This window comes from Saccharobesus litoralis (assembly GCF_003063625.1).
In the GTDB taxonomy this organism is placed as follows: domain Bacteria; phylum Pseudomonadota; class Gammaproteobacteria; order Enterobacterales; family Alteromonadaceae; genus Saccharobesus; species Saccharobesus litoralis.
In genome coordinates this window covers 1,639,028-1,661,198 of record NZ_CP026604.1, presented here as the reverse complement: position 1 = coordinate 1,661,198, position 22,171 = coordinate 1,639,028, and the positions used below count along the sequence as shown (strand labels likewise).

At 41.7% G+C, this 22,171-nt stretch carries 14 protein-coding genes; 7 read left to right on the top strand and 7 right to left on the bottom strand.

What is annotated here, in order from left to right:
- Positions 1 to 134 precede the first annotated feature (134 nt).
- The 5 genes from C2869_RS05860 to C2869_RS05840 all read right to left on the bottom strand — a co-directional run bounded on the left by C2869_RS05860 (position 135) and on the right by C2869_RS05840 (position 6,668).
- On the bottom strand, positions 135 to 854 hold the full coding sequence (locus C2869_RS05860; protein ID WP_108602063.1) for an outer membrane beta-barrel protein: 720 nt from the start codon (positions 852 to 854) through the stop codon (positions 135 to 137).
- A 301-nt stretch (positions 855 to 1,155) separates the two neighbouring features.
- Entirely contained in the window at positions 1,156 to 2,736 is a 1,581-nt protein-coding gene (locus C2869_RS05855; protein ID WP_108602062.1) for a glycoside hydrolase 5 family protein, read from the bottom strand.
- Positions 2,733 to 3,950 carry an AGE family epimerase/isomerase gene (locus tag C2869_RS05850; protein ID WP_108602061.1) on the bottom strand — a complete coding sequence of 406 codons (1,218 nt, stop codon included), beginning with the start codon at positions 3,948 to 3,950 and terminating at the stop codon, positions 2,733 to 2,735. Before C2869_RS05850 ends, C2869_RS05855 begins: the two co-directional genes overlap by 4 nt.
- 12 nt (positions 3,951 to 3,962) lie before the next feature.
- A complete protein-coding gene (locus C2869_RS05845; protein WP_108602060.1) occupies positions 3,963 to 5,123 on the bottom strand; it encodes a glycoside hydrolase family 130 protein in 1,161 nt (386 codons plus the stop codon).
- A gap of 156 nt (positions 5,124 to 5,279) precedes the next feature.
- Positions 5,280 to 6,668 carry an MFS transporter gene (locus C2869_RS05840; RefSeq protein ID WP_228710777.1) on the bottom strand — a complete coding sequence of 463 codons (1,389 nt, stop codon included), beginning with the start codon at positions 6,666 to 6,668 and terminating at the stop codon, positions 5,280 to 5,282.
- Positions 6,669 to 7,076: 408 nt separating this feature from the next.
- Here C2869_RS05840 and C2869_RS05835 point away from each other — a divergent pair, with 408 nt between their 5' ends.
- The gene (locus C2869_RS05835; RefSeq protein ID WP_108602059.1) at positions 7,077 to 8,075 is read left to right on the top strand and encodes a LacI family DNA-binding transcriptional regulator; all 999 of its coding nucleotides are present in this window, start codon (positions 7,077 to 7,079) and stop codon (positions 8,073 to 8,075) included.
- A 103-nt stretch (positions 8,076 to 8,178) separates the two neighbouring features.
- Here the strand turns inward: C2869_RS05835 and ltrA are convergent, their stop codons facing one another.
- On the bottom strand, positions 8,179 to 9,414 hold the full coding sequence (gene ltrA / locus C2869_RS05830; RefSeq protein ID WP_108601131.1) for a group II intron reverse transcriptase/maturase: 1,236 nt from the start codon (positions 9,412 to 9,414) through the stop codon (positions 8,179 to 8,181).
- Positions 9,415 to 10,210: 796 nt separating this feature from the next.
- Between ltrA and C2869_RS05825 the strand changes: the two genes are divergently transcribed.
- The 5 genes from C2869_RS05825 (at position 10,211) to C2869_RS05805 (ending at position 16,767) form a co-directional block, all read left to right on the top strand.
- Entirely contained in the window at positions 10,211 to 11,383 is a 1,173-nt protein-coding gene (locus C2869_RS05825) for an AGE family epimerase/isomerase (protein ID WP_108602058.1), read from the top strand.
- 61 nt (positions 11,384 to 11,444) lie between these two features.
- Positions 11,445 to 13,358 (top strand): sulfatase-like hydrolase/transferase, encoded by a 1,914-nt coding sequence (locus tag C2869_RS05820; RefSeq protein ID WP_228710776.1) that lies wholly within the window; start codon positions 11,445 to 11,447, stop codon positions 13,356 to 13,358.
- 22 nt (positions 13,359 to 13,380) lie between these two features.
- Positions 13,381 to 14,739: a phosphohexomutase domain-containing protein gene (locus C2869_RS05815; protein WP_108602057.1), complete on the top strand. Its 1,359-nt coding sequence runs from the start codon at positions 13,381 to 13,383 to the stop codon at positions 14,737 to 14,739.
- 405 nt (positions 14,740 to 15,144) lie between these two features.
- Positions 15,145 to 15,651 carry an NUDIX hydrolase gene (locus C2869_RS05810; protein ID WP_108602056.1) on the top strand — a complete coding sequence of 169 codons (507 nt, stop codon included), beginning with the start codon at positions 15,145 to 15,147 and terminating at the stop codon, positions 15,649 to 15,651.
- 3 nt (positions 15,652 to 15,654) lie between these two features.
- Positions 15,655 to 16,767 carry an ABC transporter substrate-binding protein gene (locus C2869_RS05805; protein WP_108602055.1) on the top strand — a complete coding sequence of 371 codons (1,113 nt, stop codon included), beginning with the start codon at positions 15,655 to 15,657 and terminating at the stop codon, positions 16,765 to 16,767.
- 99 nt (positions 16,768 to 16,866) lie between these two features.
- Here the strand turns inward: C2869_RS05805 and C2869_RS05800 are convergent, their stop codons facing one another.
- Positions 16,867 to 17,409 (bottom strand): hypothetical protein, encoded by a 543-nt coding sequence (locus tag C2869_RS05800; protein WP_108602054.1) that lies wholly within the window; start codon positions 17,407 to 17,409, stop codon positions 16,867 to 16,869.
- Between the two features lie 1,475 nt (positions 17,410 to 18,884).
- Between C2869_RS05800 and C2869_RS05795 the strand changes: the two genes are divergently transcribed.
- Positions 18,885 to 22,100 (top strand): glycosyl hydrolase, encoded by a 3,216-nt coding sequence (locus tag C2869_RS05795; RefSeq protein WP_228710775.1) that lies wholly within the window; start codon positions 18,885 to 18,887, stop codon positions 22,098 to 22,100.
- Positions 22,101 to 22,171: the final 71 nt, after the last annotated feature.

Here is a 22,171-nt window from a genome sequence, read left to right as displayed (position 1 = left end):
TCTTACACCACTTCGTGGCTAGTTTTAATGTTGAGATTACAACCATGAGCTGAATACACAGCAAGCATTGGTCGAATAAATTAAACCAATGCTGACCGTATAGGCGATTTTATATTAACTTAAACAAAATTTGCCTAAAAATTCCAACCAACCACTAAAGATAAATCGGTGATAGCATGCTCAAATGAACCATCGACCAACTCCCAGCCTTCGAATAACTCATGATCATTAAAATTTTCGCTAACATTTAGCAACGAATATTCCAAACCTAGGTAAAAATTGTCAGTCAAGTAGTAATCAGTTCCAACCGAATAATATATATCTGCACCGCTTCGCTCATGATATAAAGCCATACTGTTGTCTGGGGGTCTTTGGTAAATAAAGTTATTAAATCGCCAATTCGCAATACCTAGGCGGCCATTGAAAAACATACTTTCAGTTATTTTCCACTGCCCCTTTACTCCAAGGCGCACTGATTGCAACTCAATAGGCATAGACGTGTCATAAGGGACATCAAATTTTGGATCTAGAACAATGAGATCGACATTGCCAAATGCATCAGGTGGACCAGTTACTACTTGAGAGGCGTAAAGTACATAGTCTAAATCTGCTGAGCCATGCTGATGTGCTGCGATCTCGAGTGCAAAATGCTCTGATATATCAAGACCTAGCCGCAAACCATAAGATGTCGCATCTAACGAAGTTGAATAATTGTAATCTTTATTTCCCTGTTTCATTTGCGAATCTAATTTATAACTAGATTGGCCGACAAGCAACTCAGCATAAATATCCATTTCAGCGTAACTAAATAATGACAGTGAAGAAAGGGCTATCCCTAAAAGCTGTTTTTTCATATCCCGTTGTTATCTTTTTAAAAGAAAAGATTTTAATCCGCCAATCAAAGTTGTATTAGTGTTATTTAGAATAAGTCTGCTTTTAAGGGAATAGTTTGAAGCTACAAATCAACATTTAGACATACCTGGATTTACATATTAGTTGCTAAGGTTATTGCATGAACCACTTGATTTTTCACATAAACTTCGAACTTACAATTAGCCGCATTCAGGAGTTCAGTACGCAATATTAGTGCCCAACATTGCGTACTGAAAATTGTCGACGCAAGCGTGCGACCTACAAATTTAGCGACCTAGTACTCTACTTCTTGTACGTAACTTTTTGCACATTTGACAGTTTTGAGTCGCCGCTTTCATTATGTGCTGTAACGCGATAGTAATAGGTTTTACCTGCTTCTGCGCCAGTATCGATATACAGGTCATCTTTGGCAGGATCATATTCGTTCTTACCATCCGACACATTTTTAGCAATCACCTGCCAACCTGAATCAGCACGGGTTGATCGTTCTATGGTGTAATGACGTCCTAATGGCGCTCCTAACCAATTAACCGCACCGTTACTCTTAATCGGGCGAAGTTTTGGTGCTTCTGGTGCTGGTAATGCAGGTACTACATCTAAACCCGCCATATCTGCTTGCGCTTTACGCACGATATCGACGATTGCCATTTCTTCATTTGAATCACTTTCAGGGAAGCCTGGTAAATGATAGCTGTAGTGACCTGTCCATTCACGATGCCAGTAAAAACCACCATTGTGTCTATGGCCGCGGAAGCCCCAGATAAACGCGCCAACTGCTTTTGCATCATTGTATTCGGTGTTAACCGCTGCATTCATGATTTCGCCCAGTTCAGTTGCACTCAGCAATCCAAACTCGCCAATAAAATAGGGCTTTTTACCATCAATCGCTTTTAAATCTTTTAAGACTTGCTCAGGGTTGTTATTGCCGACATTCGAATAGTAATGGTTGGAAATAATATCGACATTATCGTCATTTAACGCGAACTCATTGATCTTGGTATAAGTACCATCAATCACTAAATGGTTGCTATCTAACGATTTAATATAGGCTGCGGTTTTAGCCAAAAACTCTGCCGTGGTAGTTTTTAACTCATTGCCGGTTTCCCAAGCCATAATAGCTTTTTCATCTTTATACAAACGGCCTGTAATGGTGTTTTTACGATTAATCACCTGATCGATTATGTATAAATAAGCTTGGTACGTTTTACTGTTTATATCGTAAAAATCGTCTTTGGTTTCGCCATAAAATTCAGCTAATTGTTCACGACCACCCCACCAATGCCAGTGATCAATAAATGGCAAGATTAAACGTAAACCATGTTCGTCTGATAAAGCTATCATGCGGTCATAAACCTGCATGGCTTTTTCGTTAAAACGTGGCATTCCGCCTGGGGTTAACGGCTTAAGAATATGAGTTTCGCGCTCACAAGCTAAGTCAGTTTCGTGTTCAATGGATAACACATAAACGCGCATCGCTTTGTGGCCAGATTTAGCTAAAGCTTTAATCCAATTCTCTTGCTCGTCTGCGGTTGGCCATTGGAAGTATTGTCCCCAACCTCGCGGATCGGCTTTACATTTGCCACGAGCATCGTTTTCTATGCGGTGCAACTCTGGTGCATGAATCCCGGCAAAGCGGAATTCCTTGTCACCTTCTTTAAGTTGATGACCCTCACGAGTAATAAAGTGTTTAAAGCTTTTGCTGTCAGCATACTGAGGTTTATCCGTTTTGCTCTCAGTACTCACAGTTGCTGACGAAGAAGCTTGATTATTTGCAGCCGTATTTTGTGAGCCTGCCCCACAGGCAGTTAACAACAAGCTAGCGGCGGCAAATAATAAAGGTAGTGTGTGTGTGTGCTTGATCATAAATGTATGCTCTTTAGAAGTTTAATCGCTTCCATCATTGCGCGACCATTATGGTAAGGACCTTTCCAAAAGCCCGCTTTATATATGTCGTAGTTATCGTCTTGATCCAGTGTCGATAACCAATGCCATTCGCCGTTCTCTGCGTCGATATGGTATTTTTTGGTAAATTGCCAAATATCAATCACGGCATCAAAAAATGCTTGATTGCCAGTGGCTTGATAGGCATTTAAAAAGCCAACAATCGCTTCAGCTTGGATCCACCAACAGCTTTCTGCGTGAACTTTGCCTGTACTGATGTCTATTTCATCTAGTACCTGACCATGCTCTCCTATACCCTCAGCCAAGCAGGTTTCGGCTAGTTTGATCACGGTTGGCATCACTTGCACTGTGGTAGCCGGATGTTTTAACGCTTTTAACGATTTATGGATCAACCAGCTGGCTTCAATATCATGGCCATATGAATAGGCCTCTGAGTGATCACCCCAGTTACGACACATAAATAAGCGTAAATGGTAGCTAGAATGATCAACAATTGAACCTTGGAAATAACCGATTAAGCGCTTTAAAGCTCCCGCGACTTTATTAGTCGGGTAGATCTTTTGCAGGTTGGCGTAAGCCTCTAACACATGCAAATGGGTATTCATGGTTTTTGGCAAGTTGGCGTCTTTTTCACTAAGACGCATATCTTCGATTTCTTGCCACTCACGTGAGAATGCTTCTAAATAACCACCTCGGTTATCATCATGAGTTTTGGCTTCTAATAAATCAAAGTAAGCCAAAGCCTTATCGATAGCCGTTTGATTCTTAGTTAACTGGTAATAAGACGATAAGCCGTAAATAGCGAAAGATTGCGCATAGGTTTGCTTTTTACCATCGACTAAATTGCCTTGGTAATCTAGCTCCCAAACGACTCCACCTAACTCTTTATCGTCGAAATAAGTTAACAAATAATCAAAGGCGCGATCAGCCATGGCTTTGGCCTTGTCGCAACCAGTAAAATAAGCGGCTTCACTGAAATACCAAAGAAGTCGCGTATTTAAAATAATGCCTTTATTGGCTTTATGAATGCGTTCCCCGTTATGAGAAACTTCGCCAATAAATCCGCCCTGCTCATTGTCCTGGGTATTGTCATACCACCAATCGGTAATGTTTTGCAGCTCGGTTGCAAATTCTTGCTTTAATGTTTCAAGCTGAGTACTAACTGGTTGCAACATAGCCTAACTCCATTAAGAATTTTGATCGATTAACGCATTAATCGCTTGTACAGACGTCGCTGAACGTAATCCGTCTTCTGGCGTATTCATCGCGTAATCAACAAGTTGTTTAACTGAACTAGTCGCTACATGCATACGAGTATCTGATGATGCGTAATAAATAAATACATCACCATTATCGTCTGCGATCCAACCATTGCTGAATACTACGTTTGACACGTCACCAACACGCTCTGCTCCTTCAGGCGCAATAAAGTGACCTGCGGGGCTATGAGTAACAACCCAAGGGCGATCTAACTCAGTCATAAATACATACAACACATAGCGTAAACCAGCAGCCGTGTTACGCACACCATGTGCTAAATGCAACCAACCTTGCTCAGTTTTAATTGGCGCAGGGCCTTGACCATTTTTCACTTCTTTAATGGTGTGGTAGATCTTAGTATCTACAATCACTTCTTGTTTAACTTCAGCATTTTCCATCGACTCGCTTAAACCCCAGCCGATACCACCGCCGCCGCCAACAGAGATAAAACCATCTTGCGGACGTGTATATAATGCATATTTACCATCAACGAATTCTGGGTGTAAAACCACGTTACGTTGTTGACCTGAATAGGTAATTAAGTCAGGTAAACGCTGCCAAGTGACTAAGTCTTTAGTACGAGCAATACCGCATTGCGCTTCAGCTGCTGACGTATCTTCTGGATGATTTTCGTCTTTACGCTCAGTACAGAATAAACCGTAGATATAGCCATCTTCGTGTTGAGTTAAACGCATATCGTAAACGTTAGTATCTGGACGGTCGGTTTCTGGCATAGTGATTGGGCGATCCCAGAATGTGAAACCATCAACACCGTTGTCACTTTCAGCTACAGCAAAGTAAGATTTACGATCATTACCTTCAACACGCACAACAATTACGTATTTATCGTTGAACTTGATAGCACCCGAGTTTAACGTTGCGTTAACCCCGATACGCTCCATGCAATATGGGTTAGTCGCTTCATTAAAATCGTAGCGCCACGTCAATGGGATATGCTCAGGTGTCACAATTGGGTTGCTGTAACGCTGATAAATACCGTTAGTTTTAGCCGTAGGCTGATTTGGAGTCTCTAATAATGCCGCTTGCTCTGCCTGTAAACCTTGCAAACGTTGTTGAAAATCACTCATGTTTTTTCCTCTAAATACAAACTGAAAAACAAATTAAAAATAAACCGGTTACATATTTATCGTAGGCAAGGCTTGGCTTGCAAGCCCCTACTTTTGGTAGCCTTGCATTGGTTTGGCTTTACAGCCATTCGCAAGCATAAATGCTCGCCTACAACACTAAGCTCTCTTTAACGCCAACTCTTGATTGATATTGGCTACCACGTCATCGGTTAACTTGTAAAAGGCAATAAATAAACCTGATAACAAAGCACCAATTGCCGGGATATAACTAATCATTAAACGTAAACCCTCTTTGGCCTGCTCGGTTTGCTCTACATTAGCTTCATAGCCAAACCAAGCTAGCGTCCAGCCGGTTAACGCGCCGCCTAATGTCCATCCCATTTTTTGTGAAAATGAAGACGAAGAGAAAATTAAGCCTGTCGCACGACGCCCTGTTGTATGCTCAGAATAATCAGCAATATCGGCGTACATTGACCATAACAATGGGAAGATAATGCCCGCACACATACTAACAACACACTGTAATACTAGGATTAACCAGAAAGTCGATTCATCTAAGTAATAGAAACCACAACTAAAGATAGCTGCACCAAACATGGCAAACATAAAGGTTTGCTTTTTACCGATTAATTTAGAAATAGGCTGAGCTAAAATCACACCTAAAATATTAGCTGCCTGCCCTAGTACTAAATAAGTCGTGGTAACACCCAAGGTTAAACCCAGCAAACTGACTTCTTGCACAGCAAAGGTGTACTTAAAGTAATACACTGCTGAACCATCACGCATACTATTGAAAATCAAAGTGGAAAGCGCCGCGCCAAGTAATACAAACCAAGGCATATTCTTTGAAAGGTTCTTTAAGTCGTCTTTAAGTGAGTTCTCTTGATCCGCTGGCGGCTGCACACGTTCACGAGTTAAGGCAAAGGTGCCGTAAAATAAAATAGCCGCGATAAAACCATATACAACGATTGCCATCATCCAGCCTTGCTGTGGATTAGGCTCGCTTGTACCTAAGGTAGAAAAGAAATCAATTAATGGATCAATAAGCAAGAACGCGAAAATACTACCAGCAAAAGCAAATACCATGCGGAACGATGCTAATTGCGTTCTATCTTCAGAATGCGGAGACATCACCCCAAGTAACGAGGCATAAGGTACATTAACAGCCGTATAAGCCATCATCATTAAGGTGTAAGTCACATACGCATAAACTAGTTTAGCTTCCGCCGACCAATCAGGGGTGGTAAAGGTCATTACACCAATTACCGCGAAAGGCACCGCACCAAATAACAAGAAAGGTCTAAATTTACCCCAACGCGTATTTAAGCGATCAGACAAAATACCCATAATAGGATCGTTGGCGGTATCCCAAATACGAGTTAACAAAAACATAGTGCCAACCGCTGCAGCACTAATACCGAATACGTCGGTGTAAAACACCATCAAGTACACAGAAAATAATTTCCAGAACATGGAAGAAGCAAAATCTCCCAAGCCATAACCGACCTTTTCTTTAAAATCGGGTCTGTCCGTCATCACTGTCATACTCAATTTACCTTTATTTCTAATCGACTTTGTAAAAGCTTAGACTGTTTTTTACAAATCCAGACACTAGTACAAGTCATAGTTAATCTAACATCTAATTAAAATGTAACCGGTTACCTTTTAATTTTCCAGTGTTTTTACAAAATTTTTACCGGATAAAAATCAGTTTGTTATAACCAAATAAGATATTTCTATATTTAACAAGGAGTTAAATAGCCGATATGATATGAAATTCAGACTTTACTGGTTAAAAAATTAACTCAAAACTTTACCAAGGTCAGGTAAAAACTGGGAATTAGCGCCAACTTCGGGTACAATTTTTTTATGTTTGTAACGGTTTTCAGCCACGATTTATCTGGTGTATAACGGTTACATTAAAAAAGTGTTACAGCAAGTGGAAGTGGTTTTATGTCTAATATTCGAGAAGTGGCTAAAGTTGCCGGTGTATCTATTGCTACGGTATCTAGAGCACTAAGCAACCCTGAAAAAGTGTCTGAAAAAGCCCTTAAGAAAGTGCAGGATGCGATAGACCAAATCGGCTACAAACCCAACATGTTAGCCCGCAATTTCCGTTTTCACCGCAGTTACGCCATTCTCGTTTTGGTACCTGACTTAGCTAACCCCTTTTTCTCGACTGTGGTTAAAGGGATTGAAGATGTCGCCCGTAAAAAAGGCTTTAACGTCCTATTAGGTGATTCACGAGATTCGTTAGAACGCGAACAAGAGTATTTAAAACTAATCGATACCCGCCAAGCCGATGGTGTTATTCAATTACGTCCGCACCGTGAAGGCGATGAAAGCACATTCGTTGGTACCGACTTTCCCGTTGTCAATGCCTGTGGCTGTGTAGGAACTCCCTACCCTTCAGTGCGTATTGATAACGCGGCAGCACAAAAAACCGTTGTCGATTACTTGATTTCACTGGGTCATACTCGAATTGGCGCTATCACTGGCCTTAGTGACAATGCTCACTCTAAAAACCGTTTAAAGGGTTATAAAGCCGCGTTAGAGCAAGCCGGGATCCCTTATGATGATAAAATCGTTATCGAGGGTGATTACTCAAAATGGTCCGGTTTAAATGCTGCGACACAGTTTACCCATATGGATCATCGCCCTACCGCGGTAGTCGCATTTAACGACCAAATGGCCATAGGTGCAGTGAAAGGCTTTAAATCAGCAGGCCTTTCTATTCCAGAAGATATTTCGGTTACTGGTTTTGATGATCTTGAAGTCGCCAAATATATCGACCCTACCCTAACCACTATTGCGCAACCAGCAACAGAGCTAGGCCATACTGCGATGAATCTTTTACATCGCATGTTAGAAGGCCAAGAGTTAAGTCAGCAAGAATATATACTTCCGCATGAATTTATGGTGCGCGAAAGTACGGCTGCGCCTAAACGTTAAATTATAGGCATTTGGTCGAGTAGGCCGAGGGAGCTTCCCCCTCAGCCTCTCACAGATCCGTACGTGAACCTCTCAATTCATACGGCTCCTCTCGTTTCACCATTTACGGCCTGCAACCAAATTGCCAATGAGAAAATAGATACGGTTGTGTATTACACACCCTTTGCATCCATTTTCTTGCTCTTTGGTAACTGAATTTCAGCCGTTTGTATTTCTTCTTCGCCCATTTCAACAATTTAAGGTTTATCCAAGACATAAGTGGCCTTAATGCTGTTTTCCAAAACCGACTGAAGTAATTTATCCACCCGCTTATCATCGGATTAAGCTTATACGCCAACTCTTGTATCGTTAACCCCGTTTGCTTATGTAGCTTGAGCGCTTTAACTTTCTCTCTAATTTTCTGTTTCGCTTTAGGGCTAATAGCAGGTGTAAAGCCAACAAACATGCGACCCCACCGATTCCTTACTAACCTTGGCCTGAAACAGTAACTAAGAAAATCAAAGCTAATGACTTCATGTGCTTCTTGTCTACCTTCATCAAAGCAGTAAACCAGTTTAGTTTTCTCTGGATGACATTCTAGACAACAATCTAACATGCGTTGCTCAATAGCTTGCTTTAACGCCTTTGCTTCTTGCTCACTACGACAGTGAACCACTGCATCATCCGCATAGCGTGCAAATTGAACATGTGGATGTTCTCTTCGCAACCATTTGTCGAATGCGTAGTGTAAAAACAAATTGGCTAGCAATGGGCTTATCACGCCTCCTTGTGGTGTTCCTTTCGTTCGCTCTATTATCTGACCATCCGAGGTTTCCATTGGCGCTTTAAGCCAACGTTCGATATAGAGTAATACCCATGGGTTATTGGTATGTTTGCGTAACGCTTTGCCCAATAACACCCAGTCCAAGTTATCAAAGAAGCCTTTGATATCTAAATCAATCACCCAGTCGTATCGCCAACACCGCTGGCGCGTTATCGCTAATGCATCATGTGCACTGCGATTAGGTCTGTAACCATAAGAATCATTATCGAATACCGATTCTAATTCAGGCTCCAACTCCATCTTGACGACCATCTGTGCAACTCGGTCTGATACCGTGGGTATGCCTAGTACTCGAACGCCCTTATCCTTAGGGATTTCGACACGCTTCACCGTCGGTGGAAAATAGCTGCCCGATGACATTCGATTCCATATCTTGTACAGGTTCTTCTTCAAGTCCTGTTCAAAATCACTCATCGATTGCTCATCAATTCCTGCCGCTCCACCGTTGGCTCTTACACGTAACCAGGCTTCATAAACTGTCCATTTCGAAATACTAAATGGTTTTGCTGAATTCAATCATTCCTCCTGCTGCAGCAGTTGATGAAAGTTTCATTTAAAACGAGGCAATCCCTTCGCTAGATAACCATTACAGCTATCATCATCACTACTACGAATTGCTCCGCCCCAGTGCTTTGCATTCAGACTTGGCTCTCATGGGGTTTCCATTCGAGGATATCTGTTAACATCAAAACGACTGGTTCTTACGTTCCATATAAAACCCCGAGTTAAATTCACGTCAGCTCTTTGCCGGCTCCCGCTTAGTTGGTAATCAGGTTGCCTCTAAGCTCTTCCCAAACTCCACCCAGTAGCTTGGTTTCGGGATGCAACGGTTAAATATTTCGACACCTACGCTGTTCGTCTCTTTAACTCACACCTGACAAATCATTGTGTTTGCCTTTCCCTTATCGCTCACGACAGTGACTCTTAACCAATGCCGCATAAGGTGGTTTCCACCTGCACCTGAATGCCGATGGGATGGGCCAAACCATCATGTTTTATATAGTTGCGTTACCTTCCAGCCTTCCTTGTACTGTTGGTAACTCGTAACACACTGGGCGAGCATTTATGCTTGCATTTTGCAGGCTCTGTAAGCATAAATGCTCACCCACAACAAACAAAATTGCCAATCAATTCAATCCTATAAACTCCATTTGTTCACTTTTTGATAAAAACGACTTGTAACCGGTTACATTATGTATCATAGTTAATATAACGAAACATTAACACTGGCCGGTAAAGTTTAAGTGCAAATGCAGCACCAACTTACACATAATATGTAACCGGTATCAATATTATTTTGGTTAAAATAAACATGACAAAACTGACACGATTACAACAAGTTAGCGTTAAGTTTGCTAATTGGCTAAAGCAAGAATCAATTCCTTTGTGGGCGACTAAAGGCATTGATGCGACCACAGGTGGTTCTCATGAACGCTTAACGTTACAAGGCGAACCAGATCTAGAATGCAACCGTCGTGTTAGAGTTAATTATCGTCAAATGTTTGTTTTTGCTATGGCGAATGAGTTAGGTTGGATCGACAATGGCCAGCAATTAGTGAATCAGCTACACCAATTTGTAAACCGCTATGGCGCTAATCCTGAACAACCTGGTACCTATGCTCACCTGCTTGGTCCACAAGGTAATATTCTTGATAGCAAACAAGATACCTATGACCTAGCTTTCTACTTACTTTCATGTGCATGGCGCTTTAGAGCATTTGAAGACACAAAAGCCATGCAAGAAGCCGACGCCATGATGGCCAACCTTGATAGTTATATCAAAGGTTTAAAAGGCGGTTGGTTAGAAGGTGATTATAGTGCAGACAAACGTCGCCAAAATCCACATATGCATTTGTTTGAAGCGTTTATGGCTTTATACGATGCCAGTCAACAACCTAAATGGTTGGCGCGCGCCGGTGAAATATTCAATATGTTTGAATCACACTTTTACGATGCCGGTGCTAGGGTATTGCTAGAATACTTTAATGCCGACTGGACACCGCAATTTGGTACACACGGCAAAATTGTTGAGCCAGGTCATATGTTGGAATGGGTGTGGTTATTGCGTGAATACTCTGACCGTACTTCTGCTCCAGTCGATAGTTATGCCAACACACTTTATGACAATGCCATTGCTTTCGGTAAAAATGTAACCGGTTTAATATATGACGAAACAACTGAAACCGGAAAAGTCATCAAAGCGACAAAACGCTGTTGGCCAATGACTGAGCTAATTAAAGCCAGTGTTGCTCAAGCTAAGCAAGCTACCGATGCCGAGTTAAAAGCCCAATATGAAGATAATGCTGCCGAGGCCATTGAAGTCCTAATGGAATTCTATGTAAATAACGATGTTAAAGGCGGCTATTTTGACCAGTTGGACGCTGACGATAAAGTGATCGCTGAGTTTGCGCCAGCCAGCACCCTATATCATTTAATAATAGCGGCACGTGAAGCCTTAAACTATTGTAACCAAACAGATGCGTAACAACGGAAAATTAAGTTTTACGTCTCTCAATATTAAAGACAGCAATGTAAAGGTGGCCATCATGACCCGTAAAATGATTGATCCCTTGATTTGGCTTAGCATTATTTTAGCTGGACCATTAATTCTTATGTTGGCGTTTTCAGGTCCTAGCCACGCTGCGGCGGCTAAACCTATCAGCAAACCCAATATCATTTTAATCACATCAGATGATATGGGTTATGACGACTTATCTTTGCATGGCAACCCCATCATCGAAACGCCACGCTTAGATTCACTTGCGGCACAATCTCTGCAATTTAGTGACTTCAACGTATCACCGGTGTGCGCGACCACTCGCGCTGCCTTGCTTACTGGACGCCACTATTACAAAACAGGAGTTTCTGGCGTTCATGGTGGCCGCGATTATATGCGCTTAGACGAAGTCACTATTGCAGATGTATTAGCCAACAATGGCTACAAAACAGGCACCTGGGGTAAATGGCATTTAGGTAAAACACCAGGTTATTGCCCTTGGGATCGCGGCTTTGACGAAGCCTATTACTCAGCTTTGTACGTGCATAAAAACGCCTATGGTTACCAACCTAATCAGCAAGGCAAGGTTGAAAAACACAAAAGCCAGCAATGGGTATCTGAGCTGATTACCGATAAAGCAATCAACTTTATTGAACGCAATAAACAACAGCCTTTCTTTGCCTATTTAAGTTACTTGGCGCCACACGAACCTTGGTTAGCACCGAAACAATATGTCGATAAATACAAAGCCAAAGGCCAGCGCGAAGCGATTGCTAACTTATATGGCATGATTGAAGAAATGGATTTTCATATTGGCCGTTTAATCGACTACTTGGACGAAAGCGGGCTAAGCAACAACACCATGGTCATTTTTATGAGTGATAATGGCCCTTGGTTTGGCTCTAGCAACTATGGCGCAATGACAACCAAAGAATGGCAACAACGCAACCCAAATGATTGGCATGGCATGAAAGGGCGTAACTGGCAAAATGGTATTAAATCACCTCTATTTGTACGCTGGCCGTCCAAAGTTAAACCCAAGACTGTCAATGCCTACGTCAACGTTACGGATATCTTCCCTACTCTAGTTGATGTGACGGGTAGCAAACTGGAAACAAATCACCTACCACTAGATGGCGAATCATTTAGCAGCACATTGCTAACAGGCCAGGCTTTTAAACGCAAAATACCACAGTTGGTTGGCAGTCACGACGTCATGTCGGATAAAAAGCATTTTAACCAATGGACGCCGATAGACTCAGTCGCACGCGATAATATGCACTATGAAAAACAAATGTTTGCCTTACGCGACAGTCGTTATAAGTTGATTAAACGACCAGTACTGGATGAACCCCACTACCCTAAACCAACCCAAGGTTATTTGCTATTTGATATGCAAAACGATCCGCAAGAAAGCAAAAACCTAGTGACGACCAAGCCAAAGATCGCCAAGCGTATGCAAGCCCAAATGCAGCAAGCTTATCAAAACATATTTGCTGCTAATGGCAGCTTCGATACACCCATTTATCCGGTAAATGCAGAATACGGTGTCGTTAACGCATTTGGCCCTTCACGGACTGGCGGTAATGTAAAAAGCCAAGCGCATCAACTAGGCGGTTTTAAGGCCAAAGGTGACTTCGCAGAATACAAAATTGATATTGAACAAGCTGGCAAATATAGAATTGAGTTAGATAAACTAAGCCATGCTGGAGCTGGCTTTAATTTTAAAATGACAGCTTATGTTCTAGGTAAACAAGTCGACAGCTTTACTACCCAGTTATCTGAGTATGCTTTAGCACCAATAGGTCAGCTAGATCTGCCAAAAGGTAAAGTAACCTTAAAATTTTCCATGCTAAGCAATGATACAATGGCCACCTGGCAATCATTAAATAGCTTACGTCGTTTTTACTTAATTGCAGCAGCCAGTTCTTTAACACCTGCTGATATTGTTATACCTAATTAAATTAAGCTAAAGGTTTTGTACTATGACCTCATTAACCTGTTTTAAATCCTACGATGTTCGCGGCAAAGTGCCAGAAGAACTAAACGAAGATATTGCCTTTCGTATTGGTCGAGCATATGCACAGTTTTTAAAACCTTCAGCTGTAGCTGTTGGTTATGATATTCGTCTAACGAGTCAGCAACTATGTGATTCTCTCGCCAAAGGCCTAATGGCCGGCGGCGCCGATGTAATCAATATTGGCCAATGCGGCACTGAAGAAATTTACTTCGCTGCCTTTAACGAACATGTCGACGGTGGCATTTGTGTAACCGCCAGCCACAACCCGAAAAACTACAATGGTATGAAATTCGTTGGCAAAGATGCCAAGCCAATCAGTGGTGACAGTGGCTTGCGCGAAATTCAAGCATTAGCCGAAGCCAATCAATTTACCGATGCTGAATTTGAAGGCTGTATTAGCTATAAAGACCCACAAAATGCTTACTTAGATCATCTATTAAAATACGTTGATTTAGCTAGCCTGCCACCATTAAAAATTGTGGTTAACGCTGGTAATGGTGGCGCGGGTAAAGTCATAGATTTATTAGAACCACATTTACCATTTGAATTTATTAAACTTAACCATGAAGCGGATGGTAACTTCCCTAATGGCGTACCTAACCCACTGTTAGTTGAAAACCGTCAAGCTACCCAGCAAGCGGTTATCGACAATAAAGCAGATCTGGGTATTGCATGGGATGGTGATTTTGACCGCTGTTTCTTTTTTGATGAAAGCGGTGAATTTATCGAAGGCTATTACTTAGTTGGCTTGCTCGCACAAACGCTACTTAAGCAACAACCCGGTTCACCTATCGTTTATGATCCTCGTTTATATTGGAATACGGTAGAAATGATTGAACAAGCGGGCGGCAAACCTGTGATGAGCAAAACCGGACATGCCTTTATTAAAGAAACCATGCGTCGAGAACAAGCCATTTATGGTGGCGAAATGAGCGCGCATCACTACTTTAGTTCATTTGCTTTCTGCGACAATGGCACCATTCCTTGGCTATTGATATGTCAGCTTATTGCCGATAGCAAAAAAACCATTAGCCAACTAGTTAGTGAGCGCATGGCTTTATACCCATGTAGTGGCGAAATTAATCTACGCGTAAACGATGCCGCTACTATCTTAACCGAGTTATCGAGCCATTATCAGCAAGAAGCGAAATTACTCGACCACACCGATGGCCTAGGCATTGAGTTTGAAAACTGGCGCTTTAATGTTCGTATGTCTAACACCGAACCATTACTAAGAGTCAATGTAGAAGCTAGAAATGACAAGCAACTAATGGATGACAAAACCCAAGAGTTGCTTAAACTAATCAAAGGATTAGCTGAGTAGTAAATGAAGTAATTTAATCACTTCATTTACTATAGTCAAAGCGATCAGATTTTAGGGGCAGGTTTCTGGTTCCAGACGAAACCTAAGTACCTACATCCATGTAGGCAAAGCCGTCAAGCTTCGAGACCCCATGAGCATATGCTCTATTATGTGACTGGGGCCCCCTAAAGGGATTTAGGTGTTAGAACGACGCAGGAGCTAAAGTCGAGAGTAAGCGCCGACAATGAACCATAAGACCTGAGCGAGAAGACTATACTCAAACAATCGTCATACCTGCAAAAGCAGGTATCCAGTGTCTTTTTCAACGCTTGGGTAGATTTCATCAACTCATGCTTCTTACCTCCATGACACTAGATTGCGGCGTTCGCCACAATGACGAGTATTAGAATTGATTAGGAATAAACGATGTTTAACACATGCCCCAACTGTCAAAGCAATAAAATCGATTTTGTAAATCGTCGCTTTTTTAAATGTGACGATTGCAACTTTACTTATTTCCACAATGTAGCAGCTGCAACTGCAGCTATCATTTTATGTGGTGACGAGATATTAATGACAGTTAGGGCTAAACAACCCGGTAAAGGTCAGCTAGATTTACCCGGTGGCTTCGTTGACCCAGGTGAATCTTTAGAAGGTGCGCTAAGCCGCGAAATTAAAGAAGAATTGGCAATAGACATAAATCAATGGCAATACTTTAGCGGCTTACCTAATACCTACACCTATAAAGACATCACCTACTACACTATGGATTGTGTATTCGTTGCACATTTAGATAAAAAGCCACGAATCAAAATAGAGCAACATGAAATCACAAGCTATCAATGGCTTAAATTAAACTCGTTAGATACCAGCCAAATGGCCTTTGCTTCATTGCGCCAAGCGGTAGACAACTACAAAGCATCAATTGGCTAAATTATGAAATTTTCGCGTATATGTAAGGACATATACCAACAGATCGGACGTTTAATCTTAACTTTTTCTCTGACTTTATTCGCCTGTACAACACAGGCGACGCAAATACTGCTAATCAATCCTGATCAACCAGGACGTCCGTTTTGGGATCTAACCACAGAAGTCGCCAAAGCCGCGGCCAATAACTTAAACATTAAACTGGATGTTAAATATGGTGGTGGCGATAGGTTTGCCAACCACAAGCTTATCAGCAACATAAGCACTAAATATGATTACGTTATTTTTATGCCACATAGAGGCAAGGCCGCAGCATCATTTGAACAACTCACTGATAAAGGCGTGCACTTTATTACTTTGGAAAGAGCCATTGATAAAACCGAGTTCAAGCAAGTTGGTAAACCGCAAGAGAAATACCCTTTATGGCTTGCTGAGGTATATTACGACGATTGGCAGGCTGGAAAATTACTTGGTTCAGCACTGTTAAAGCAGTCTAAAAATCATGGTGAACTTCAACCGAATATTTTAGCATTTAACGGAGATCATTCATCACTGTCGGAACAAAGAGCTGATGGCTTGATTACAAGCGCCAATCAATACCAAGCGCAAATTAAACAGGTTTTCTATACTTTTTGGAACCCAACTATTGCTAAGCAACAAATTCGCAAAGCCATTCAACGCTATCCTAATAGCAATGTCATTTGGGCAGCTTCAGATCAAATCGCTATTGCCATTTCGCAAGAGCTAAAGCTGCTAGCTACGGATAAAAATTGGATAATAGGTGGCATCGATTGGTCAATCGATGCTATCGAAGCCGTCAAAAAGCAACGCATATCCGCAACCGTTGGCGGACATTTTATGCAAGCCGCATGGGCTATCATCATGGCATACGATCATAGTATGGGGTTAGATGTTGGCCATAGTCAGGCGGCAATGCCATTGTCACACCAGCTTATTACCCAAGACAATGCCAAACACTTTCACTCGCTCTGGCAATCAAAAATATGGCATTGTATAAATTTCAAACAGTTCTCTTTAGCATTAAATCGCAACCAAACATATTACCAATTTGATTTTGAACGATTGGTTACAAGTAATACAGCTAACGGTTGCCTTTAACTATTTATATACAAATTAATGAATTGGGTTAACATCTATAGAAAAATTGGATATACGCCACACTAAAATAGTACGGCGTAATTAGCTAAAACATCAGCATTATTTTTTATAAATATCAAAGTTCCAGCAAGACGATTTATCCATATAATAATCGGAATCAGTTACGTAAGAGCTACAACTCGTTGTGCTTTGGTCAAGACGAGCAACTTGCTTATTACCACATTTCAAGTGCTTATATACGCCAGAAGAACCGGAATACTCGGTTACCCAACTACAACTACTGCTTGTTGAATGCGCATCAGCGACCCAAACAGGTTGAGCCGGCGGTGTTGAACTTACTTCAACTTTGCTGATCCTGTAATTAAAACAACCACTGCCTGTCATTGTATAATTAAACGTTGGGTTAGCTAGCTGTAATGTACACCCATTTGTCGTTTGCGCGTAAAAAGCAACATTGACATCATTACAAGTCAAATGCTTATACAATCCACTTGAACCTGAATGATCTACGATCCAACTACAGCTATTATGCAAAGAATAACCATACGACCCTGTTGAAGCCATTGTAGTTAGTGTATTACCGGCAAATGAGGTGCTTGATACCAGTCCGCTTAATGCTAAAGCGAGTATAGTTTTTTTCATTATTGTTTCCTTCAGTTAATTTTGTGTGTTTAATTTAGAAACCGGTTACATATTTTTGAATATTCGTCCGTTCCATATGTTTTCACCTTAAATAAACATTATTGCTATTCGCTTATTTCGTTAAATAATATTAGTGAAGCTCCACTTTCAACGTAACAAACTTTAACAATACGTTAAATTTAAGTGGTTTAATGGTTTCATATTTATGTAACCGGTTAAACAAGATATTGACGTTATTAGATGAATGACCAATATTTAGCGATAAACAACAAAACAGATTTTAGACAAAAACAACTTACATTCATTGGCACATTGTGGAATATGAGCATTCTGCACTTCACTTGCTAAATATAGTCTTCTCGCTCAGGCCTTATGGTTCATTGTCAGTGCTTACTCTCGACTTGGCTTACAAGCCCCTACTTTTGGTGCTTACATGGATGTAAGTCTGTCTCTTCTACACAAACATAAATTAACTTAAACAACCAAAAGTCGATGAAAAATACGGATTAGCAGATAGTACATAACGGTTAAAAAAGTACCGTCTTTCCTGCGTAGGTACAGCTACCGCGTCCTGCTAGCGCTAAGTACCTGCATCCACGCAGGCAGACAGGAACCCAGTGTCTTTTGCTTAAACTAGGCTATGTTTATCCAACAAAAGTCGCTGGTTCCCCGCTGGCGCGAGGATGACGAGGGTATTTTCCTACGCCACGGTGATAAGATTTCGACCCATTGACCTAACAGAGCGCTTCTGAAACTTGTGATCAAGAGACAGGCCTACATGAATGTAGGCACGGCAAAGACGAGAGTAACTAGCGACACTATGGCGCGTAAAATTATATTCGCTGAGTAGTTACGAAATAATTGGAATAAAGACTTAGTGAATGACAAAAGTTAAATTATTTTGCTACGACGTTTAGATGTTTCGTGGACACGCGCTGCCTAATAAAAAGTATTTGAAAAATGATCTTTTACAAAATGCTGTAATCGAATGTCTTTTTAACAAAATACATCACTATTAATTTATCGGTGAAAAAATAATTTATATATATTTCAAACATTTAAAATTAAATGTAAATATTCCATTCCACTTTTTCTTTATATATAAAAAAAAATTAGTTCATTTTTTGTTAAATTATCGTTGCATTAAATAAAAATTTACTCTAAATTTATGTAACCGGTTTCTTTTAAACAAAACAACAATGTAACCGGTTACGTAACGAGAGAGGTTTTGTTACTAAAGTATTAATTTCTACTGATAGATGTCCAAGGTCTACAATTAGAACTGGCATTTATCAGTTAAAGCATTAAACGCAAAAGTGTCAACCATCCAAACACACACCGGAACTGACATTTGCCATACAATGAGGTGAAAAATGACAAGGTCTACACGATTGAGTATTCCGACAAGTGCTGTCGTCTATCCTGCTTTGCAGGAATTCATTAGCCAACGTGCAAACGATAGCGAGGTATAAGCCGTGAATATTCCATGTAAACTCAAATCGGCAGGTTCTCTTCTTCTAGCTGCCACTATTTCAGCTGTATTAGCAGGCTGTGGTCCAGTAGAAGAAAAAACACTAAATACAGATACGGTTGAATATACACCAGAAGAAAGACCAGTCGCGGTGGTAGCCGGTGTTGAAGAAGATAAAACAGAAGTACCACCAAATACAGAAGTAACCTTGACCTCTCGGTTACTTGGCCCTGTAACTGACCAAACTGTTGTATGGACCCAAACGAGCGGTACTCCATTAGATGGGTTAACTGGTTTAGACCAACAAGAATTAACTTTTACCGCTCCAGCCGTTTCTGGTACGGAAACATTTACCTTTCAATTAAGTGTGCTCGATGGTGACGGCAACCCTGAATTAGATGAAAACGGTAATCCAGTCCTTGATGAAATAACAATCACCGTTTTTGATGAATCTTCCAAGATTGTTTTAGAAGTTGAAACCGAAGGTGTTTCAACCGGGCCTACTATTGTAAGTGACGGTGATGCGAATTTCTTACCTGGTGGTGTCGGTTCTCATACAAGTGATTTCATCCCTGGCACTAGTGTGACATTTACGGTTAATGTGCCTTCAGATACCTTTGTAACTTTATATGGTACGTTCGCTATACCAGCGTCTGGTTACGGTGATGGCAAAGGCGCTGTAATTACAGTTAACGGTCTGTCTACCGAAGTATTTATTCCAGCGACAGGCTCATTTGCCGAATATCGCTATGGTGTATATAAACTAAATGCCGGTGACAACATCATCGAAGTCGGTGGCGGCTGGGATTACTACCGCTTAGATTCAATAGCAATGGTAACTGCTGAAGCCCCTGCTGGCCCGGTACCTGTCGTCGATCAGCTAGTTAATGACAACGCGACTCAGTCTGCAAAAGATTTGATGAGTTTCTTAGTTGAAAACTACGGTTCTGCGACACTTTCTGGTCAAACAGAATTCCCACGCAAAGACGGTGATAGCTTCCCATTGACCGAATTCAACAAGATCACGGCAGCAACTGGAGACGATGCGCCTGCTATTGTTGCTTTTGACTATATGAATTATTCGTCGTCACACTCAGGTAACAACTTTGACGGCTTAACCGAATCAATCATTGCCGAGCACGAAGCCAAAAATATCGTGATTTCTGCCTTATGGCACTGGCGCGCGCCAAGTGGTAATACCGGATCAGAAGGCTCGTTCTACAGCAATGGTACTAACTTCGATTTGGCCGCAGCCTTAGCCGATACTAACAGTGCAGAATATGCAGAACTGATTGCCGACATTGACATCATTGCAGCAGAATTGCAAAAACTAGAAGATGCCGATGTGCCTGTATTATGGCGTCCATTGCACGAAGCGTCAGGTGGTTGGTTCTGGTGGGGTAACCACGGTGCAGACGCGCTTAAAGATCTTTGGGTGTTAATGTACGACCGTATGACGACTCACCATGGCCTAGACAATTTGATTTGGGTATTTACCCATACACATGGATTGCCAGAAGATTGGTACCCTGGTGATGATTACGTCGATATTGTTGGTTTTGACGGCTATGCCGATCCAAGAAACGACAGCAGTGCGACCTTCTCTCAAGAGTACGCAACCCTAAAAGATCGCCACGACGGTCAAAAACTTATTGCCTTAACTGAAACAGGTACCATTCCAAATGTTGAAACCATGCATGGTGCCAATGCTTGGTGGTCTTTCTTTATCACTTGGAATTCTGAAGTTTGGGATTCAAGCTCAGTGATTGGTCCTCAAGGTGCCAATTCAACTGATGTGGATACCTTCTATGCACAAGACGGTGTTATTAACTTAGCCGACATTCCGGGCGGACGCGCTAAAACAGAAGCGGGTATCTTTGATAACTTTGAGATCAGCTCGGCTGGTTTTGAAGGGCAAATCAATTGGAGTCCTTCACCTGGTTTGTCAGTCATGAGTGATTGGGCCGCAAGTGGTGCTTATTCATTAACTTACAGTAAAGATCTAAGTGCTGAAGCAGGTGCTAACGGCGTAATCATGCAAACCTATCCTGCTGGTGGTATAGACGTTTCTAGTGTTAATACCCTAAGCCTAAATGCCAATGCCATGAATGTTGGTGACTCTGTCACTATCAAATTATGGGCTAAAGATGGTTCAGGCGTATGGCGTGATGCTGGCGCAACTGCCTTAGTTGCAGGTGGTTTAGACCTAGCGATTGATGTTTCGGATATCGACAACGTAAGCGGCTTTGGGTTACAGATTGAAGGTTTTGATACTGCAGCAACCGATGCTAAGTTCTACTTAGACAATGTTCGCTTAGACGACACCCTGATCCATGATTTCGAGCCACAAACATCAGGCTTTGAAGGACAGATCAACTGGAGCACTAAACCTGGTATTACCGTAACTAACGGCTGGGCTACCAGTGGTGTACAAGCACTTACCTATGTTAAAGACCTTTCCGCTGAAGCGGGTGCCAATGGCGTCATTATGCAAACTTACCCTGAAGGTGGGATTGATGTTACTGGCGTGAATATGTTGAAAGTCAGTGCCAACGCGGTCAACGCTGGTGATGCAACAACTATTAAGTTGTGGGCAAAAGATGGCGCTGGTGTTTGGCGTGATGCTGGCGCTACCGCCTTGGTTGCAGGCGGTTTAGAGCTAGCTGTTGATGTGTCTGATATCGACAACGTAAGCGGCTTTGGCTTACAAATTGAAAACTTTGATGCGACAGCGACTGACGCGATGTTCTATTTAGACAATGTTCGTTTAGACGACGCAGTGTTGTTTGACTTTGAAGGAACAGGAAAATGGGAGTTCCAAAATAACTGGTCACCTGTATCAGGTATTCAATTGGCGCAAGATTGGGTTGCCGACGGTGCAAACTCATTATCTGGTGTCGTGCAATTAGCAGATGGCGACGATAACGTGGTTCTGCAAACGTATCCAGTAGACGGACTTTTGCTTGGCGATGTAACAACCTTACATATTACCGCTAGCGCGAAAGATGCCGGTTCATCACTTCAAGCTATGTTATTCGTCAAAGATCAAGACGGTACATGGTCAGACAGTGGTGCGGTAGATGTAGTTGACGGTGGTGTTGAACTATCAATCGACGTATCAGGATTAAGCGAGCTAAGTGGCTTTGGCGTCCGGTTTATGAGCCCAGACAATAGCACAACGCCTGCTCAATTCTATATCGATAAAGTTGAGTTCAAATAAAAACCAAAACAAATGACTCGAAAGTGGGGCCATATGCATCCTGCCCCACTCATCTCGCACCATTAAACTGA

What these genes read in the sequence shown, in the direction of transcription:
- C2869_RS05860 (WP_108602063.1), bottom strand. Translation starts at nt 854, where the DNA reads ATGAAAAAACAGCTTTTAGGGATAGCCCTTTCTTCACTGTCATTATTT.
- C2869_RS05855 (WP_108602062.1), bottom strand. Translation starts at nt 2,736, where the DNA reads ATGATCAAGCACACACACACACTACCTTTATTATTTGCCGCCGCTAGC.
- C2869_RS05850 (WP_108602061.1), bottom strand. Translation starts at nt 3,950, where the DNA reads ATGTTGCAACCAGTTAGTACTCAGCTTGAAACATTAAAGCAAGAATTT.
- C2869_RS05845 (WP_108602060.1), bottom strand. Translation starts at nt 5,123, where the DNA reads ATGAGTGATTTTCAACAACGTTTGCAAGGTTTACAGGCAGAGCAAGCG.
- C2869_RS05840 (WP_228710777.1), bottom strand. Translation starts at nt 6,668, where the DNA reads ATGACAGTGATGACGGACAGACCCGATTTTAAAGAAAAGGTCGGTTAT.
- C2869_RS05835 (WP_108602059.1), top strand. Translation starts at nt 7,077, where the DNA reads ATGTCTAATATTCGAGAAGTGGCTAAAGTTGCCGGTGTATCTATTGCT.
- C2869_RS05825 (WP_108602058.1), top strand. Translation starts at nt 10,211, where the DNA reads ATGACAAAACTGACACGATTACAACAAGTTAGCGTTAAGTTTGCTAAT.
- C2869_RS05820 (WP_228710776.1), top strand. Translation starts at nt 11,445, where the DNA reads ATGACCCGTAAAATGATTGATCCCTTGATTTGGCTTAGCATTATTTTA.
- C2869_RS05815 (WP_108602057.1), top strand. Translation starts at nt 13,381, where the DNA reads ATGACCTCATTAACCTGTTTTAAATCCTACGATGTTCGCGGCAAAGTG.
- C2869_RS05810 (WP_108602056.1), top strand. Translation starts at nt 15,145, where the DNA reads ATGTTTAACACATGCCCCAACTGTCAAAGCAATAAAATCGATTTTGTA.
- C2869_RS05805 (WP_108602055.1), top strand. Translation starts at nt 15,655, where the DNA reads ATGAAATTTTCGCGTATATGTAAGGACATATACCAACAGATCGGACGT.
- C2869_RS05800 (WP_108602054.1), bottom strand. Translation starts at nt 17,409, where the DNA reads ATGAAAAAAACTATACTCGCTTTAGCATTAAGCGGACTGGTATCAAGC.